This is a genomic window from Schinkia acidoalkalinis (assembly GCF_054301215.1).
Window position 1 is genome coordinate 548,470 of record NZ_CP182573.1, and the last position, 19,311, is coordinate 567,780.

Consider the following 19,311-nt stretch of genomic DNA (forward strand, 5'->3'; position numbering starts at 1 on the left):
AAATAAACTGATAAGTATACCCAATATAATGTTATCTTACTAATTATTTCTAGTGAAAGCAAAAAAGAACCCCCTTATGGAGTTCTTATGTGTTATCGTTTTCCTTTTACATATGGAGTGCCTGAGGCTTTTGGTGCATCTGCCCTGCCAATAAAGCCGGTTAAGGCGAGAATTGTTAATACATAAGGGGCGATTAATAAATAGACGGTTGGCAGCTCTTTTACCCCAGGAATCATCTGCCCGGTAAAGCTCAAACTCTGGGCTAATCCAAAGAAAAGCGCTGCTCCCATCGCACCGATTGGGTGCCATTTTCCAAAAATCATGGCCGCGAGTGCCATAAAGCCTTGACCGCTAATCGTAGCATGGCTAAAATCGCGCGAAATAATGAGAGCATAAACCGCACCACCGATACCGCCTAAAGCACCGCTCATCATCACTGCAAGATAGCGCATCTTTGCCACGTTGATTCCCATCGTATCTGCTGCCATGGGGTGTTCCCCAACGGAACGTAAGCGAAGACCAAACGGCGTTTTAAAAATGACATACCATGAAACAATCGCTAAGATTATAGCAATATAGGACGTAATATAAGCGTTCGCAAAAAACAAGGGTCCGATAATTGGAATATCAGCCAAGAATGGTACATCAAATTTTTCAAATACAGCATCGGAGGAGATCTGGTCTGTCTGACCCTTGCCATATATTTTTTTCACTAAAAATATCGACCCGCCTAAGGCAAGAAAGTTAATGGCCACACCACTTACGACTTGATCTGCCCGAAATGTAATCGAGGCGACCGCATGCAGGAGGGAAAATAGTGCTCCGACAACTAAAGCAACAACGATGGAAAGCCACGGTGTTAGACCTTGAAGTGTATCAGCAAAGGTTAAATTAAAAATGATTGCTGAAAAAGCACCTACCACCATTAAGCCTTCCAAGCCAATATTAACGACGCCGGATCGTTCACTAAAAACTCCACCTAAAGCTGTAAAAATAAGCGGGGCAGAAAAGAAAAGCGCTGAAGGGACCACGGTGGCAAGTATGTCTAAAAAACTCATTTTACAACCCCTCCTTCTTGAAGCGCGAGAGTATGAGGCGAATTAAATAACTGGAAGCAACAAAGAAAATGATCAGAGCAATGACAATATCAACAAGCTCCACGGGAACACCCGCTGCAGATGGCATTTCCAATGCCCCGACCTTTAACGCCCCAAAGAGAATCGCAGCCAAAACGACACCAAAAGCCGTATTACCTCCTAATAACGCCACTGCAATTCCGTCGAATCCAACTCCGGTAAAGCCTGCTTTTACCGAAATATTTTCGAAAGTTCCCAAGCCCTCCATTGCACCGGCAACACCCGCGAGCGCCCCGGAGATGACCATCGATAAAACAATATTTTGACTAACATTCATGCCCGCGTATTGCGATGCATATTGATTAAAGCCAACCGCTTTTAATTCATATCCCCTTGTCGTTTTTTCTAGGATAAACCACATGATCAGCGCACCTAAAAGCCCAACGATAACCCCATAATGCAGCGTTGAATAATCGGTAAGTGCTTGTAAAAACGGTGACCTTAGCGATGCTGTTTCGTGAATCTTCTCGGATTTAAAACCTTGATTAGATAAAACGGAACGGATGATTGCATTGACTATATGAAGAGCAATGTAGTTCATCATAATCGTAATAATGACTTCATGAACCTTAAAGCGTGCTTTTAAAAATCCAGGTATACCTCCCCAAATCGCCCCTGCGAGTGCAGCTGCCAAAATGGCCAACGGCAGATGAATAATTTTCGGTGCTTCAAATGCTACCCCCACCCAAACAGCGGCCAGCCAGCCGACTAGTAATTGTCCTTCAACACCAATGTTAAAAAGGCCTGTCCGAAAGGCAAAAGCTACAGCTAGTCCGGATAAAATATAGGGTGTAACCTGCCTGATTGTTTCACCGATATAGTAGCGGTCACCAAAGGCACCTGAAAGTAAAGCACTATACCCTGCAATCGGATTATAACCACTAATGACCATGACAACGGCCCCAACGATAATTCCTAATAGGACAGAAAGTAATGGTACCAATAGATTGGATATACGATTAGACCTCATGAAGGAACACCTTCTTCCTTACGCTTACTGCCAGCCATCAAAAGCCCGAGCTCCTGCTCTGTTGTTTGTTTCGGATCAACGGTCGCAATAATTTTCCCATCATAGATGACGGCAATCCGGTCACTAACATTCATGATTTCTTCAAGTTCAAATGAAATTAATAAGACCGCCTTGCCATGATCACGCTGTTCAATTAACCGTTTATGAATAAATTCAATTGCGCCGACATCAAGCCCCCTTGTTGGTTGGGCAGCTATCAATAATTCGGGATCACGGTCAACTTCACGTGCTATAATCGCTTTTTGTTGATTTCCACCTGATAAGGCCCGAGCCAAAGTAAATTCGTCCGGTGTCCTCACGTCGAATTCGGTAATTAGCTTGTTTGCTTTTTCACTTATAGCATCAAAATTTAGAATGCTATTTTTCGAAAAGGGCTTTTGATAATATGTCTGCAAAACCATATTCATCCCGATTGAATAATCCAATACTAGCCCATGCTTATGACGGTCTTGCGGGATATGGCCCAGCCCTGATTCCGTTATTTTCCGTGGTGACATATTTGTAATAGTTTTCCCATTTAATGTGACGGTGCCGGATTTTACTTTCGCAAGACCTGTAATCGCTTCCAAAAGTTCTGTCTGGCCATTGCCATCCACACCGGCGATTCCGAGAATTTCCCCGGAATGAATCGTCAAATTTAAATGGTCTACTTTTGCAACATTCCTAGCATCATGGACCACAAGGTCACGAATTTCCAGCACTTCCTTGCCGGGACGCGCCGGGCGCTTCTCCGTTTTAAAATGCACCTCGCGCCCCACCATAAGCGAGGCTAATTCATCCGGGTTGGTCTCAACCACATCCAATGTACCAATTCCCTTTCCTTTCCGGATTACGGTGACCCGGTCACAAACCTCCATAATTTCTTTTAACTTATGAGTAATTAAAATAATCGACTTACCCTCTTTAATTAAATTTCGCATAATTTGAATTAATTCTTTGATCTCTTGCGGCGTTAACACGGCCGTAGGTTCGTCAAAGATGAGGATTTCAGCCCCGCGGTACAGTGTTTTTAAAATTTCAACACGTTGCTGCATGCCAACGGATATCTCTCTTATTTTGGCAGACGGATTGACAGCCAGGCCATATTTTTCCGATAATTCTCTTACTTCCTTTTCCGCTTTTTTTATATCGATTTTGCCTGCTGATGTTGGTTCACTGCCAAGGATAATGTTTTCAGTTACTGTAAAAATATCAATGAGCATAAAATGTTGGTGTACCATCCCGATCCCTAAATCATTCGCGATATTCGGGTTTGAAATATTAACCTTTTTCCCTCGAATACGGATTTCTCCGCCTTCAGGCTGGTATAAACCAAATAAAACATTCATCAGCGTTGACTTTCCAGCCCCATTTTCGCCTAACAGTGCATGAATCTCGCCCTGTTTTACCTGTAATGTAATATTGTCATTGGCAACAAAACTACCGAACTCTTTCCGGATATTTAGCATCTCAATTATATATTCACTCAAGTCTCTCACCCCTCATTTTTCCAATGGTGATTAGAAGGTACAAAAAGGCTAGAATGTTCTAGCCTTTTTGTGAAGTAAAGAAATTATGACGCTTCAAATTTATCATACTCAGCACGAGTGAGTGGGACTTTAACATCTCCATTAACAATCTTTTGTTTCCAATCATCCACTGCTTGGAGCACGTCCTTAGGAAGATTATCTTTTGTTTCGGCAATTCCAACGCCATCCACATCCAGACCGTATTCGAGTGTTTCACCGCCAGGGAATTTACCGTCTTTTGCCTTTTTAGCAACATCCTGTACAGCAAGGTCCACGCGTTTTACCATGGATGTGAGCGTAACTTCATTACCATATTCTAATGCTTGGTCTTTATCCACGCCAATAACCCATAGTTCTCGTTTAGGATCCTTTGCTTTCAAATCCTTTGCTTCAGAAAACACACCATTTCCTGTTTGACCTGCGGAATGATAAATGATATCAATCCCTGAAGCATACATCCCTGAAGCAATTTGTTTACCGGAATCAGCTTTATCAAACGCCCCTGCATATTGGACTTGCACGGTGGCCTTTGGATTCACAGCTTTAACACCAGCTCTAAAGCCACTTTCAAACTTTTCAATAAGCGGAATTTCGACTCCACCCACAAAGCCAATTTTATTCGTTTTCGTCATTAAACCGGCAACGACACCTGTTAAGAAAGAACCTTCATGTTCTTTGAACGTGATACTTGCAACATTCGGTTTGTCAACAACGCTATCAATAATCGCGAATTCGGTATCTTTATGTTGGTCAGCAATTTCTGTTACTGCATCTGTCATTAAGTAGCCAACACCAAAGATGAGATTATAATTCTTTCTAACGAGCTTATTTAAGTTTGGCATATAATCTGCATCACTTGTGGATTGAAGGTATGTATAGCCGCCTTCCCCTTCTTTCAGACCTTGATCAGCACCAAATGCTTGCAGTCCTTCCCAGCATGATTGATTAAATGATTTATCATCAATCCCGCCAATATCGGTTACCATTGCAACACTAAATCCGTCTTTACCACCAGCTGGTTTATTCTCACCGGCATTTCCCTTGTTATTATCTTTATCACCAGCTGTTCCACATCCACCTAACACAAAACTTGCTGCCAAAAGAATCGAAATAAAAAGACCAGCTTTTTTTCTCACCACTAGTAGTCCTCCCTTTTAAAAGGTTTAATTCGATTCTTATTGTGCACCATCATTCAAGTTATTATTAGCCTCTTTTTCTTAAAACATGGAAAGAAAATTTGTCCGCTCTGAAATAATTGCATGAGTAAAAAACCGGTAAATCATTTTGATCAAAATGCATTTGTTTCATAACTAACAAAGAAGCGTCTACCTCACAATGCAAAAGGGGCGAAATTTTTCCGGAGAAGCCTAAAGGCTCAATGTTTGTGATGGCATAGGATATATGGCAGCCTGCTTCTCTTTCAAACAACTCAAAGATGGAGCCCAATTCATGCGTGATATTTTTTGGTAAAATAGAATAGGGGATTTGATCTATGCAATAAACGACAGGCTCACCATCAGATGTGCGAATCCGTTCAATCACAACAATTTCCTCGTCAGGTGCACAATTAAACTTGTGAATTTCATCCTCTGTCGCTTGTCTGGAATTTGAAGATATGAAGATGGTTCCCGGTTTTTTACCGGCGCGCTTAATCATATCCGTAACACTGAACAATTCCTCAATCCCAGAAGTAAATAACGGCTTAGGGTTGATAAAAGTTCCAACACCGTGTCTCCGGATAATAATATTTTCTTCCTCTAGCACTCGAAAAGCTTCTCTTAAAGTTGCCCTTGAAATTCCTAATTTTTTGGACAAATCAAATTCAGAAGGCAGCTTTTCATCTTCCTTATATACACCGTTATCTATATCCTTTTTGATTCGATCGACTACTTGTAAATAAAGATGTCTTGTATCCGGTTTAATCATTTGTACCCTCCAAAATATGAAAATAGACATCAGACCTCTGACTTAATACTATTAACTATATCATTTTAAAAACGACAATTAAATACAATTTACTAGAAAATAGTTCTTGTAAAGTATAAAAAAAGAGCGAATGTCTATTCGCTCTTCTTGTTATTGGTTTGAGACTTCATCTTTCGTTTTGGCTAATAATACAGCACGCGGTTTGCTACCCTCATATGGTCCTACAATTCCCTTCGCTTCCATGGCATCAATCAGCCTTGCAGCTCTTGTATAGCCTATGCGGAAACGTCTTTGCAGCATCGATACGGAAGCGGTTTGCATGTCGAGAATCAATTCAACGGCTTCGTCAAATAATTCGTCATCCACCTCAACCTGTATCTCATTTTCCTCCGTCGGCATCATTTCTTCATGATACTGTGCTTTTTGCTGGGAAATTACAAAATCAACGACTTCCTCAACCTCAGAATCGGATACGAACGCACCTTGGACGCGGACAGGCTTCGATGCACCAACCGGTAAAAATAGCATATCGCCCCGTCCTAATAACTTTTCAGCTCCCCCCATATCAAGAATAGTCCTTGAATCCACTGAGGAGGAGACACTAAACGCAATTCTTGATGGGATATTTGCTTTAATGACGCCTGTGATTACATCAACTGACGGGCGTTGGGTAGCGATAATTAAATGAATTCCTGCGGCACGGGCCATTTGTGCAAGTCTTGTAATCGCATCTTCGACATCATGGGAGGCTACCATCATCAAGTCTGCCAGCTCATCCACAATAACGACAATGAATGGAAGTTCAGGCTGTTTTTCGCCGGTTTCTTCATTATGAAGTCTGACATGATCATTATATCCTTCGATATTTCTCGTTCCCGTATGGGAAAACAGCTCATACCGGCGTTCCATTTCCGAGACAACCTTTTTTAAGGCTTGCGATGCTTTTTTGGGATCCGTTACAACCGGCGTTAGCAAATGTGGAATACCGTTATACATATTCAGTTCAACCATTTTAGGGTCGATCATCATCAGTTTAACCTCATGCGGTTTTGCCCTCATTAAGATGCTAATAATAATTCCATTGATACAAACACTTTTCCCGCTACCGGTTGCACCTGCAACTAAAAGATGGGGCATTTTATTTAGTTCCCCTAAAATTGCTTCACCTGAAATGTCCCGCCCAAGGCCGACCATAAGCTTTGCATTTGGGTTGTTGCTTTTTGACTCCAATACTTCCCGTAAAGAGACCATTGCTACTTCCTGGTTTGGAACTTCAATCCCGATGGCCGAGATGCCAGGAATAGGTGCTTCAATACGGATATCCTTAGCCGCTAAAGCCAAAGCTAAATCATCACTTAGGCTGACAATTTTGCTAACCTTGACACCAACATCAGGATGGACTTCATATTTCGTAACAGCCGGCCCTAAATGGACTTTCCGCACCCTTGCTTTTACACCGAAGCTTTCGAACGTTTTCTCCAGTTTTTGCGCATTGATGGAGATTAATTTTTTCTCCTGATTCTGATTATTATGTATCGGCTTTTTCAGTATATCGGGTGTTGGCAATTGGTATGCTTCATTTTCAATTTCCGTAAAAGTCATCGGTACTTGTACGTCATTTACCTCTCCATCTTCAGATGATGGATGATTTTTCGCTTTCGAGATTGCTGTTTGCTCATGTCCCTCCTCTTGATGGTGGACAATGGCTTCTGAACCTGCAACCTCATTAAAATCAGAGATAATCGGAGCTTCATGCTCATGGAATCCATCGTCAAGGATAATGGTTTCCGACTTTGGTTCCACCATTTCAAACGTACCATCATTTTCCTTGGCGGTTTTCCCACTACGTCCCTTGTTCTTCAGCTTTTCCTTTTTTCCAGAAATCCATGTTTGTAAGTCCCCTGCAAAACCGGTAAATTGATTTTTAATAAATTGGGTAATATATTTGCCGCCTGTCGATAATACGTCTCGGAGTGAGATTCCAGTTAACAGAATAAGTCCGATTAACATTAAAAATAAAAAAATAATTTTTGTTCCAAGTGCATCAAAAAGGAAATAGGAAATGGCAAATAGTAATGCACCGACCATTCCTCCCCCCAACGCTTTTGGAGTGCCCGCTTTTGTCTCTCCCCAAAATTGGCTCCATGTATTTTTAATAATCGATGGATTTCCTAAAGGGGCTTGATTATTAATTTCACCAAAAACCTCTACATGCGAATATAATAAAAGCGCACAAACAATCGTATAAACGCCTGCCAATCTTCTCGTTGCGAAACGGGGCCATTTCCTTTTAACAATGAAGTAAAAAGAAAGAAGCAGGAGGCCAACCAAAAGGATGCTATACCATTCTCCAAAGAAGAACCGTGACAACTGCACCAATGCTTGTCCGACTGCACCGCCAATATTCGCAAGAGCTATGATCGTAATCGCCAAAAGACCAAGTCCTCCCAGTTCATAGGAAAGCGTCCTCTTCCAGTCTGAGGCTCTTTTTTCAGCTCTTTTTTTCTTAGATTTTGCCTTTGCCATTTTTATCACCTTGGTCAAATTTCGAATGATTATAAAAAGAAAGCAAGCAGCCAAAATAAACAGGCTGCTTTGTTAGTTTCTTTCTATTATACCATAATGTAGAGGGCGGGGACTATTTAATTACACTTGTGGTTTTAACATGATAATCGACCCCGGTGCATAGGCCTCGTTTAAGAAATCATAGGGATTTGTACTCATTATTCGAACGATTCGACACTCTTTATCTGATATCGCTTCCACAACTAGTGACAAGCCATCTAATTCGATAATCGATTGTTTAGTAAATGCGTCATTGTTTTCTTGAAAAATGAGCTCTAGTGGCATGGTGGTATACATAATCATTGCAGAAGTTCTCCTTCAGTTGACCCCTTGGCCATTCTGTTCGATTCAATTAATTCATTTAATTTCGTAATTGCCTGGCCAATGCCACCAACCTCATTAATCAAGCCATATTTTACCGCATCCCGTCCAACTACATTTGTCCCAATATCACGAGTTAAATTACCTTTTGACAGCATTAATTCTTTAAAGCGGTCTTCGGTAATATTGGAGTGAGCTGTCACGAAATTAACGACACGGTCCTGCATTTTATCTAAATACTCAAATGTTTGCGGTACACCGATGACTAACCCAGTCAAGCGAACAGGATGAATCGTCATCGTTGCTGTTTCGGCAATAAATGAATAATCGGTGCTTACAGCAATCGGAACGCCGATGGAATGGCCACCACCCAATACAATCGAGACAGTAGGTTTAGACAATGACGCAATCATTTCAGAAATGGCAAGGCCTGCCTCTACGTCACCCCCAACTGTATTTAAAATAAGCAATAATCCTTCGATTTTCGGATTTTGTTCAATCGCCACTATTTGCGGGATCAAATGCTCGTATTTCGTTGTCTTATTTTGCGGCGGCAATTGTACATGGCCTTCAACTTGACCGATGATTGTTAAGCAGTGAATATTTGATTCTTGGCCCATTTGCGGCACGGTTGTTTGACCAAGTTGTTGAATTTTATCTACCAATGAATCCTTGACGTCTTTTTTTTCTTGATCCTGTTCTGGATCAGCATCCAAAGATGGATTATTTTGGAAATTCGCCATATTGGAAACTCCTTTCATTAAATCAAACTAGATATAGTATGAATCTCAATAGAAATTTTAATTCTTATTATGCCAAAGATTCCATAAGGGAATATTACGACCGGGTTTGATCGGACACACGTACGAAAATAGTGGTTAGATACAATCCAAGTCTCTAGCCGTTAAGACACGAATATAGTCTTACTTCCCCGAAATACCCAGATGTTTATTCGTGTTAGGATAGAGACTTGCATAACACTTACCATTTGCAGTGTCCGATCACTTTAGGGAGTAATATTCCCTTATGGAATCTATTTTGCCAAAAGAAAAGAACTGGCTATCATGCAGCCAGTTCTTCTTTATTTATTAAATTTCCATAATAATCGGCAAAATCATTGGTCTTCTTTTTGTTTGTTCGAATAAAAAGTGACTAAGCGATTCTCGAATACTTGTTTTTAAAGTTGACCAATCAATCGTACGATCTTTCATGCATTTCGTGATAATCTCTTTGACGATTTCGTTTGATTTAGAAAAAAGCTGTTCAGATTCCCTTACATAAACAAAGCCTCGTGAAATGATTTCCGGCCCTGATATGATTTGATTTTTTTCTTTTGATAATGTTACTACAACGATTAGTATTCCGTCTTGTGACAATAAACGTCGATCTCTTAAAACGATATTACCGACATCTCCAATACCCAAACCATCGATTAACACGTTTCCTGCTGGAACTTTGCTACCCAATCGCACTTGATCGTTTTTGTATTCAAAAACATCGCCATTTTCCAGCAAGAAGATTTGGTCCTCTTCCATTCCTGTTACTTCTGCCAATTTGGCGTGGGCCCTTTGCATTTTAAGTTCACCTTGAATCGGAATAAAGTATCTCGGATTCATAACGCTAATCATCATTTTTAGCTCTTCCTGGCTGGCGTGACCTGAGACATGAATTTTTTTATTATAAATCACATTGGCGCCCGCTCGGAAAAGTAAATCAACTGTATTGGACACAAGCTTTTCATGACCTGGAATAGTTGTAGCTGCAATAATGACAGTGTCTCCTGCTTTGATTGATGTCTGTTTATGTGATCTACTTGCCATTCTTGATAATACTTCAAGAGGCTCGCCGTGGAGGCCAGTCGCTAATATCACAATGCGATGATTGTCCCATTTATCAATCTCTGATATTGGAATGATCATGTTTTCAGGAACATCGATGTACCCTAACTCCATAGAAATTTCAATAACCCGCTTCATACTGTTACCCATAATCGCAACTTTTCTATCAGAAAGAAGAGCTGCATCAAATACTTGTTGAACGCGGTGGATATTAGAGGCGAATGTTGCTACAATAACACGACCATCCGCCACTCGAATACAATCAGATAATTCCTCGCCCACTGAACTTTCAGACCCTGTTGTTCCCGGTCGTTCAGCATTCGTACTATCAGATAAAAGACAAAGGACACCATCTCTGCCAATCTTAGACATTTTATAATAGTCAAAACGGACTCCATCTGCCGGCGTTTGATCTAATTTAAAATCACCAGTATGTACAACTGCGCCATGCGGTGTATGAATGACAACCCCTACTGAATCTGGGATGCTATGTGTTGTTCTGAAAAAAGAAACACTGGCATTTTCAAAATCTAAAATGGTATCCCCATGAATTTCTTGAAGCTCTGCAAGATGTTTAATCCCTGCCTCCTCCAACAGATTCGCAACTAATCCAATCGTCAACCTTGTACCATAGATTGGGACTTGAATCCGACGTAATACATAAGATAATGACCCGATATGGTCTTCATGTCCGTGGGTCAGAAAAATCCCTTTTATTCGCGTAACATTTTCTTCAAGGTACGTAATATCTGGGATTACGGTATCTATTCCAAGCAATTCATTTTCCGGTAATTTTAATCCAGCATCAATAACAAAAATTTCGAGGCCCACTTCTACGACATACATATTTTTCCCGATTTCCCCAAGGCCACCGAGTGCAAAAATTCTAACTGGGTTTTTCTCTTTCTTTACCAAATCAAGATCCTCCTATTCAGTTTTGAACCGCTCATAGTCACTTAAATTTATTATACCTTATGGGAGAATTTTAAAACAAGATAGAAAAACACGATATTTGCCAGCTATGACAATTATTGATGTTTTTTATATAAAAAAACAAGCCTATTGATAGGCTCGTTTATAATATAACGTTTTTATATGTTTTGTAAAAGTTCATCGAGAATCAATTGCTTCTCCTTTTGCAGTGGTACTAATGGCAGTCGTACGGAACCTACGTCCAACCCTCTTCTTTGCAGGGCATATTTTAAAGGCACAGGATTGGGCCCAATAAATAACCCTCTCATAATTGGCAACAAGCGTTGGTGCAGCTGGGCAGCTTTTTTTACTTCCCCATTTTCATAGAGGGTAATCATTTCTTGTATATTTTTCCCTATAACATGGGAGGCAACTGAAATAACTCCCCTTCCACCAATGGCCAGTACTGGTAGCGTATTACTGTCATCACCAGTGTATAAATAAAAATCATCACTGGTGCGAGAGATAATTTCAGTCATCGCATTTAAATCCCCGCTCGCTTCTTTTACGGCAACAATATTTTCTACTTGGGATAGTTTAACAATTGTATCAACTGTAATATTGATGCTGCAGCGACCTGGTATATTATAAAGCATCACAGGAAGACTAGTGCTCTTTGCAATCGTCTTAAAATGCTCATATAGCCCATCCTGATCTGGCTTATTGTAGTAAGGTGCAACAAGCATAATCGCATTTGCGCCCGCCTCTTCAGCCTTTTTTGTAAGCTCTATTGAGGCTATAGTATTGTTGCTTCCCGTTCCGGCAACAACGGGGATTCGGCCATTTACGACATTTACAACATGGCGATAAAGTTCAACTTTTTCCTCTGTTGAAAGTGTCGGCGATTCTCCTGTTGTTCCCGCCACAATTAGGGAATCCGTTCCATTTTCTAATAAAAAGTTTACTAATTCCGTAACCTTCCCAAAATCAATATTACCGGATCTATCAAAAGGTGTTACCATAGCTGTCCCAACGCGGCCAAAAACCATACCTGTTCAACCCCTTAAAGATTTATTACCCATTTTTGCTTATTCCCTACAAAATTCATCATGTAAAGAATTTACCGCCTTAACCATATCTTCCCCATGTACAAGTACCCAGATTGTTGTATGACTATCAGCTGATTGCAAGATTTGAATGCCTTCTTTAGAAAGGGCATTGACAATTCTTGCAGTAACACCAGGAACACCGGTCATGCCTGCTCCAACCGCGGATACTTTCGCACAACCCTGAATAATTTTCGGCTCATAGCCTAAATCACTTAAAACAGCCACTGCACGATCTGTCATTTTGTCCATAACAGTATATATGATGGCGTTAGGTGAAATATTAATAAAGTCAACACTAATTCCTTCCTGTGCCATTGCCTTAAATACTTCTGCTTGAATATTATAATGCCCCTCCACTGCAGTTACAGTAATTTGGGTAACATTCGGAACATGGGCGATTCCAGTGACCACTCGATCGCGAATATCGCCGCCTTTTCTATTTTCGATTGTTGAGGTAACGAGCGTACCAGTCCCATCTGAATAGGTCGAACGTACTCTAAGCGGAACTTTCGCCTGCATCGCTATTTCAACAGCACGGGGATGAATGACTTTCGCTCCTTGATGGGCAAGATTACAAATTTCGTTATAGGTCATCACTGATAAAGGCCGAGCTCCCTCGACAATGCGGGGGTCGGCCGTCATCACACCTTCTACATCTGTAAAAATATCAATAAAATCGGCATTCAAAGCAACTCCAAGTGCTGCTGCCGAGGTATCGCTGCCACCACGTCCTAAGGTTGTAACCTCACCTGATTTTGAAAGTCCTTGGAAGCCGGCAACAACTACGACATCATGTGATTCCAGTTCCTCTAGTACCCGGTCGCATTTCATTTCAATTATTTTTGCATTTGTATGCTCATCATTTGTTCTAAAACCGGCCTGCGCACCAGTTAAGGCAATGGCTGAAATCCCATTCACATTTAACATATTAGAAAAAACAATCGCTGAAATCGTTTCCCCGCAGGAAAGCAATAAATCGTGTTCCCGGTTACTTATCTTTGAAAGATTAACCAGGTCTTGTAGCGTATCGGTCGCATACGGATCCCCTTTTCGGCCCATAGCGGAAACGACGACTACGACCTTAAATCCTTCATCTAAAGCATTTTTGATATGGGACTCGGCACGAAGTCGGGCTTTTTCGTCCTTAACTGAAGTTCCGCCAAATTTTTGGACGATGATTTTCATTTAGACACCTCTTCTAGGATGTAATCATTTAATGTAAGACTCATGTGTCAAGGCCAGCAATGAAGCTTAAGCGCCTAAGTATGACTTATTTAAGAATACCTAATGAAAGTAAACGTTCAGCAATTTGTACAGAATTCCAGGCTGCACCTTTTAATAAATTATCGGATACAATCCACATATGGAAGCCTTTATCATTATCTAAATCTTTACGAATACGGCCAACAAATGTTTCTAATTCGCCAGCTGCAGTAGAGGCCATAGGATATACTTGCTCCTCAGGTTGATCTTGTAGAATAATTCCTTCTGATTGGGCTAAAAGGTCTTTCATTTCTTGGACCGTTACTCCTTCTTTTTCAACTTCAATATAAACAGACTCAGAATGTCCGTATTCTACTGGAATTCTAACACATGTTGCAGCAACGGATAACTCAGGCATATGCATAATTTTCTTCGTTTCATTAATCATTTTCATTTCTTCAAATGTAAAGCCATTGTCTTGAAACTTATCAATTTGTGGAATGGCATTAAAAGCAATTTGATAATGTTTTTTATCAGATCCACAAGGTAAAATTTCTGGTGTAAAAGCTTCACCATTTAATACAGCTTGAGATTGGTCCTTCATTTCTTTAATTGCCATTGCCCCCGCTCCTGAAACAGCTTGGTACGTTGACACAATTACTTTATTTAAACCAAAGGCTTTTCTGATTGGTTCCAAAGCAACCACCATTTGAATCGTTGAACAGTTTGGATTTGCAATAATCCCTTTATGTTGGTGGATATCACCTTCATTTACTTCTGGTACAACTAATGGTACTTCTGGATCCATGCGGAATGCACTTGTATTGTCAACAACAATCGCACCTCTTTTTGCTGCCTCTGGTGCTAACTGTTTTGAAACGGAACCACCCGCACTAAATAAAGCAATATCAACACCTTCAAAGCTTTCTGGCTTCGCCACTTGTACGACATGCTCTTCGCCTTTGAATAAAAGCTTCTTACCAGCAGAACGTTCTGAAGATAATAAAGTCAATTTTGAAATTGGGAAGTCGCGTCTTTCTAAAGTTGACAGCATTTTCTCCCCTACTGCTCCTGTTGCTCCAACTACTGCTACATGATAACCTTTTTCCATTCTTTTTCCCCTTCCCTCTACATACATATTCTATAGATCGTTATTTTAAATTTTTAAATTATAAAAATTATTGTATCATATTCCGTCATGAAGGAAAGAATTTTTATAATCAACTTTAATATTAACAGAAATTCCGCTTATTCTCCATCCCGATATCGTTCAACTAAAACAGGCTGATATTGACGTCCTATGATCGCTGCTTCAACTGTATCCATTAATGCATCCATTCTGGCTACAATTGAATTTGGTTTTCTTAACGGATCATCTTGGCCAAACGGAATAAAGTAGATATTTTTCGTAGCCATCAGTTTCATCAAATTCATTCCATTTAGACCTAAGGCATCATTGGTTGATATACCTAATACCACAGGATTCAGATTTCTTAAAGTGGCTTTAGCGGCCATTAATACAGGAGAATCGGTTAGTGCATTTGCAAATTTACTCATGGAATTGCCCGTTAATGGGGCAATCACCATGCAATCGAGCGGCATTTTCGGGCCTAGGGGCTCAGCCTCTACTATGGAATCAATCACCTTGTTCCCTGTCATACTTTCCAGCTTCGTTACCCAATCTTCGCCCTTTCCAAATCTTGTCGTTGTACTTTTAACTGTATGGGTAACCACAGGCACGACTTCCGCCCCCGCTTTAACAAGCTTTTCAATTTGTGGCATGACGGCATCATATGTGCAATGGGAACCCGTCAATCCAAATCCAATTCGCTTTCCACTTAAAGTCATTTATGATTGCTCCTTTCCATCTTGGTGCTCTTCCATGAGCAATTGAGAAATTACATTTGCCACTATTTTTCCTGCCGTTTTCGGGGCCACGATCCCTGGAAGGCTTGGAGCCAAAAGGGCTTTAATCCCACGTTTTTCAGCATATCTAAAGTCAGTGCCTCCCGGCTTTGAAGCCAAATCAATGATGACAGTATGAAGCGGCATTTTCGAAATAACCTTCGCCGTAACGACTAAGGATGGAGCAGTATTGATCACAATATCCGCCTGATCAACCTCATTTATTAAATCAGCAGTATAAAATGGTTGTAAGCCCATTTCGGTAATTCTCGCAATGTCTTCAAGTTTTCGTGCTCCAACCTTCACATTTGCACCTAGACAAGCAAACGTCCTTGCAACTGACATTCCAACTCTCCCCAGCCCAATGACAACAACATTGGAACCATGGATGGTGATATCTGTATGTTGAATGGCCATCATGATGGTGCCCTCAACGGTTGGAATTGAATTATAGATAGCGACATCATTTCGCTCGAAAAGTTTAATAAGCTTTCGCCCAGCCTCAGCCGAAATCGAATCCAAATAAGAATTGCTTATACCGGAAAAAATTAGGCAATGCTCAGGTGTTTGCTTTATCATATCCTGCGTTAAAATTATTTTTTCATTTGAAAAAATGGTCTCCACTTCTCCAGATAAATTTGTACCTTTTACAGGCAATATGATGGCATCGAGTTCGGAAAAGTCGATTTCCTCGATATTTTTTTTCGAAGATCCGGAGAAAACATGGTCAAGTTGGTTAAAGCCTACTAATGTTAATTTAGCATCCAATTCTGTTAATTTGCGGATGACTTCCAATTGCCGCGCATCTCCACCAATAACAGCTAATTCTAAGCCTGTTAACATTCCATTCTCACCTTCTTTATCTGCAAAATAAAGTTATAAAGATTAAAGGAATAGCCTACTTTTCATTCTTCAACATCATATGAAAAGAACAAAAAGAAGGTGATTAAAAAAAGAGGCTAATCCTTTAGGATTAACCTCCAAACCGTTTACTCATTAAAATCAATAATGATCATATCACTGCCGATTTTTTTAACATTTTGCCATGGAACACGAACCTCTGTCCCTTCTTTCTTAAAACCAAACCATTTCATCGTTGGAATCAGGAAGGCTTTAACATGACCCGAAGTTTCATCTATCTCTAAATCTGCTTGGCCGAGAACGCCCAACCGTTCCCCTTTTTTCAAATCAATGATCTCCTTATCATTCATCTCACTAAGTCTCATTTGTGCGCTTTCCTCCTTGCTGTACTATTTGTCTAATGTTTATTTCATAGAAAATAAAAAAATGCATTCACCAAGCCAATTATTGTTCCCTAAAGTGACTGGACACTGCAAATGGTTGTATTCAACTAACCAATACATTTATTTGGTGTCCAATCAAACCCGGTCACAAGAATCGGCTTGGTGAATGCTATATGATATTTCTATAAATTAACTTACTTAATTCCTGACGGCAATTTCCCTTCAGGGCTAATAAGAGCGATGGAATATTGATCTGTAAAGATGGTTTCCGCAAAATGATTGACAGAATTCAACGTCACTGCAGATACTTGATCTAAAATTTCATTTAAATCGCGATGGCGTTTAAGCAGCAATTCATTTTTTCCATTGCGGCTCATTCGGCTGTTCGTACTCTCTAAACTTAGCATTAAGCTCCCTTTTAATTGTTCTTTACTATTATTAAGTTCCTTTTCAGTGATCCCATTTTGTTTTAAAGTAGACAAGGTTGTTTGAACGGTCTCGAATAAAACATCCAACTGATTGCTGGCAGTCCCGCCATAAATGGCTAATATACCATTATCCAAATACGCAGAGTGATAACTGAAAATCGAGTAGGCCAACCCTTTGGCCTCACGGACATCCTGAAAAAGTCGGCTAGACATACTCCCGCCAAGTACATTATTTAGGACAACTAAGGAATAAATATCCTCATGGCCAAGCTCTAAACCATTAAAACCAATGCAAAGATGCGCTTGTTCTGTATCTTTTCTTCTGGCAATCTTTTCATCAATAATGGATGGCGCTGTATAAGCAGGCCTTTTATGCGTTGACTCATAATTTCCAAAATACTTCTCAACTTTACTAATAAATGTCTCTTCAACATTACCTGCAATGGAGATGACAACATTGTCAGGTGTGTAATGCTGGTCAACATAATTTCTTAATGTATCACCTGTAAAGGTAGCTAATGTTTCCTCAGTACCTAAGATTGGATAAGCAAGTGGATGATCACCATATGTTGCTTTGCTTAATATGTCATGGACAATATCATCCGGTGTATCCTCATACATCTTAATTTCTTCGAGAACAACATTTTTCTCTTTTTTCAATTCCGCTTCATCGAAAATGGAATTAAAAAACATATCGGCCAACACTTCTAACGCAAAATCAGAATGTTCATCCAATACTTTTGCATAATAGCATGTGTATTCCTTAGATGTAAACGCATTGACCTGACCGCCGATGCTATCAAAGCTTTCAGCGATATCCTTTGCCGTTCTCGTTTTTGTTCCTTTAAAAATCATATGCTCCAAAAAATGAGAAATCCCATTTATTTCTTTCGTTTCATTTCGTGATCCTGTTCCAATCCATACACCAATGGCAACTGAGCGAACGGTTGGGATATTTTCAAGTACAACTCTAGCTCCATTTTGGCAAGTATACTTTTTTATCAAGCTACATCCTCCTATTGTATTAGAAAGACCCATCTTTCTTATACGTTTCCTACTATTTAATTTACATATAAGTACAAAAATTCTTCTATTGCATCATATCAATATTAGCTAATGTTGTCACGTATTTCACATTTTTCCTTTATTTATTTATTTTTACCCGCTCTTCACTTAATAATGTGGACACATTTGCTATTTGATATTCTTTTTCTTTCATTTTTATAATAAGGTTCTCTAATCCAGTGGCTGTCGAAGATGTTGGATGCATTAAAATCATGGATCCAGGCGTTACTTTACTTGCAACACGATTCACCATGGCAACTGGATCAGGCTTTCTCCAATCTACCGTATCAACAGTCCACATAATGACCTTCATTTTTTCTTCCGCGGCAATTTGAATCACTTCATCTTTAAAACTGCCGCTTGGTGGAGCAAACCATTTCGGAGTAATACCAGTCGTAGCTTTAATAATCTCATTTGTTTTCACAATTTCTTCTCGAATCGCTTCACGAGATAGCGTCTTCATATCAGGGTGGGAATAGGCATGATTACCTATTTCATGACCAGCATCTACAATCATTTTTGCAAGATCCGGGTGCCTTTTCACCCATCCTCCATCCAGGAAAAAGGTTGCTGTTATATGGTGTTTTTCCAACGTTTTTAACATCAATGGGATGTACTCGTTCCCCCAAGCAACATTAATTAAAAACGTCACCATTGGTTTTTCCGGATGTCCACGATAAATAGGTGATGGCGGCAAATCAGTTAAAGAGACCTTCGGCGGTACCTCATCGAATACTAATTTTTCAGGATCAAACTTTCCTTCTTTTTTCATCCGATCATATGATTCTGCTACGTTAACCTTTAGACCATTCAAACCTGGCATCGCTTTCCATACCCGATCTATCTTCGCATCTTGAGGCTGTATTTCATATTCATACTTCTTCTCTTCAATTTCCTGATAAAGAGGATTTTGTTGTTTCGACGCAAATGTTGCTGTTTGTTTTAATTCTTTTACATAATCAGTCGTATATGGATTTTGCATGGCCCCGATTGTAATCACGAGGATGATTGCAAAGCCCACAAAATAGAGAGCCATTCGATTCATTTTGTACTCGTCCCCCTTCATAAAAAAGCTATGAAAGAAGCGCGTTTGATAGAACAAAAAAAGAAGAAGCTGTAAG

The 19,311-nt window shown here is 40.1% G+C and carries 17 protein-coding genes; all 17 read right to left on the reverse strand.

Going from position 1 to position 19,311, the window contains the following annotated elements:
* Nucleotides 1-92 precede the first annotated feature (92 nt).
* A complete protein-coding gene (locus tag ACNQFZ_RS02810) occupies nucleotides 93-1,058 on the reverse strand; it encodes an ABC transporter permease (RefSeq protein ID WP_458413841.1) in 966 nt (321 codons plus the stop codon).
* 1 nt (nucleotide 1,059) lies between these two features.
* Entirely contained in the window at nucleotides 1,060-2,106 is a 1,047-nt protein-coding gene (locus ACNQFZ_RS02815) for an ABC transporter permease (protein ID WP_458413842.1), read from the reverse strand.
* The gene (locus ACNQFZ_RS02820; RefSeq protein WP_458415289.1) at nucleotides 2,103-3,614 is read right to left on the reverse strand and encodes an ABC transporter ATP-binding protein; all 1,512 of its coding nucleotides are present in this window, start codon (nucleotides 3,612-3,614) and stop codon (nucleotides 2,103-2,105) included. Before ACNQFZ_RS02820 ends, ACNQFZ_RS02815 begins: the two co-directional genes overlap by 4 nt.
* Before the next feature lie 104 nt (nucleotides 3,615-3,718).
* Complete coding sequence (locus ACNQFZ_RS02825; protein WP_458415290.1) at nucleotides 3,719-4,810, reverse strand: BMP family lipoprotein; 1,092 nt, start codon at nucleotides 4,808-4,810, stop codon at nucleotides 3,719-3,721.
* Nucleotides 4,811-4,877: 67 nt separating this feature from the next.
* Complete coding sequence (locus tag ACNQFZ_RS02830; protein WP_458413843.1) at nucleotides 4,878-5,600, reverse strand: GntR family transcriptional regulator; 723 nt, start codon at nucleotides 5,598-5,600, stop codon at nucleotides 4,878-4,880.
* Nucleotides 5,601-5,750: 150 nt separating this feature from the next.
* Complete coding sequence (locus ACNQFZ_RS02835) at nucleotides 5,751-8,126, reverse strand: DNA translocase FtsK (RefSeq protein WP_458413844.1); 2,376 nt, start codon at nucleotides 8,124-8,126, stop codon at nucleotides 5,751-5,753.
* A 120-nt stretch (nucleotides 8,127-8,246) separates the two neighbouring features.
* The gene (locus ACNQFZ_RS02840; protein ID WP_458413845.1) at nucleotides 8,247-8,468 is read right to left on the reverse strand and encodes a YlzJ-like family protein; all 222 of its coding nucleotides are present in this window, start codon (nucleotides 8,466-8,468) and stop codon (nucleotides 8,247-8,249) included.
* Entirely contained in the window at nucleotides 8,465-9,229 is a 765-nt protein-coding gene (locus ACNQFZ_RS02845; RefSeq protein ID WP_458413846.1) for a ClpP family protease, read from the reverse strand. Before ACNQFZ_RS02845 ends, ACNQFZ_RS02840 begins: the two co-directional genes overlap by 4 nt.
* Nucleotides 9,230-9,574: 345 nt before the next feature.
* Entirely contained in the window at nucleotides 9,575-11,239 is a 1,665-nt protein-coding gene (locus ACNQFZ_RS02850; RefSeq protein WP_458413847.1) for a ribonuclease J, read from the reverse strand.
* Nucleotides 11,240-11,415: 176 nt separating this feature from the next.
* Entirely contained in the window at nucleotides 11,416-12,285 is an 870-nt protein-coding gene (dapA, locus tag ACNQFZ_RS02855; RefSeq protein ID WP_458413848.1) for a 4-hydroxy-tetrahydrodipicolinate synthase, read from the reverse strand.
* A 39-nt stretch (nucleotides 12,286-12,324) separates the two neighbouring features.
* A complete protein-coding gene (gene dapG, locus ACNQFZ_RS02860) occupies nucleotides 12,325-13,530 on the reverse strand; it encodes an aspartate kinase (protein WP_458413849.1) in 1,206 nt (401 codons plus the stop codon).
* 85 nt (nucleotides 13,531-13,615) lie between these two features.
* Nucleotides 13,616-14,659 carry an aspartate-semialdehyde dehydrogenase gene (locus ACNQFZ_RS02865; RefSeq protein ID WP_458413850.1) on the reverse strand — a complete coding sequence of 348 codons (1,044 nt, stop codon included), beginning with the start codon at nucleotides 14,657-14,659 and terminating at the stop codon, nucleotides 13,616-13,618.
* A 137-nt stretch (nucleotides 14,660-14,796) separates the two neighbouring features.
* On the reverse strand, nucleotides 14,797-15,396 hold the full coding sequence (gene dpaB, locus ACNQFZ_RS02870) for a dipicolinate synthase subunit B (RefSeq protein ID WP_458413851.1): 600 nt from the start codon (nucleotides 15,394-15,396) through the stop codon (nucleotides 14,797-14,799).
* Nucleotides 15,397-16,296 (reverse strand): dipicolinic acid synthetase subunit A, encoded by a 900-nt coding sequence (gene dpaA / locus ACNQFZ_RS02875; RefSeq protein ID WP_458413852.1) that lies wholly within the window; start codon nucleotides 16,294-16,296, stop codon nucleotides 15,397-15,399. It abuts the gene before it with no gap.
* A gap of 146 nt (nucleotides 16,297-16,442) precedes the next feature.
* Nucleotides 16,443-16,679 carry a YlmC/YmxH family sporulation protein gene (locus ACNQFZ_RS02880; protein ID WP_458413853.1) on the reverse strand — a complete coding sequence of 79 codons (237 nt, stop codon included), beginning with the start codon at nucleotides 16,677-16,679 and terminating at the stop codon, nucleotides 16,443-16,445.
* A 212-nt stretch (nucleotides 16,680-16,891) separates the two neighbouring features.
* Complete coding sequence (locus ACNQFZ_RS02885; protein ID WP_458413854.1) at nucleotides 16,892-18,130, reverse strand: M16 family metallopeptidase; 1,239 nt, start codon at nucleotides 18,128-18,130, stop codon at nucleotides 16,892-16,894.
* A 139-nt stretch (nucleotides 18,131-18,269) separates the two neighbouring features.
* Nucleotides 18,270-19,235 carry a polysaccharide deacetylase family protein gene (locus tag ACNQFZ_RS02890; RefSeq protein WP_458413855.1) on the reverse strand — a complete coding sequence of 322 codons (966 nt, stop codon included), beginning with the start codon at nucleotides 19,233-19,235 and terminating at the stop codon, nucleotides 18,270-18,272.
* Nucleotides 19,236-19,311 lie beyond the last annotated feature (76 nt).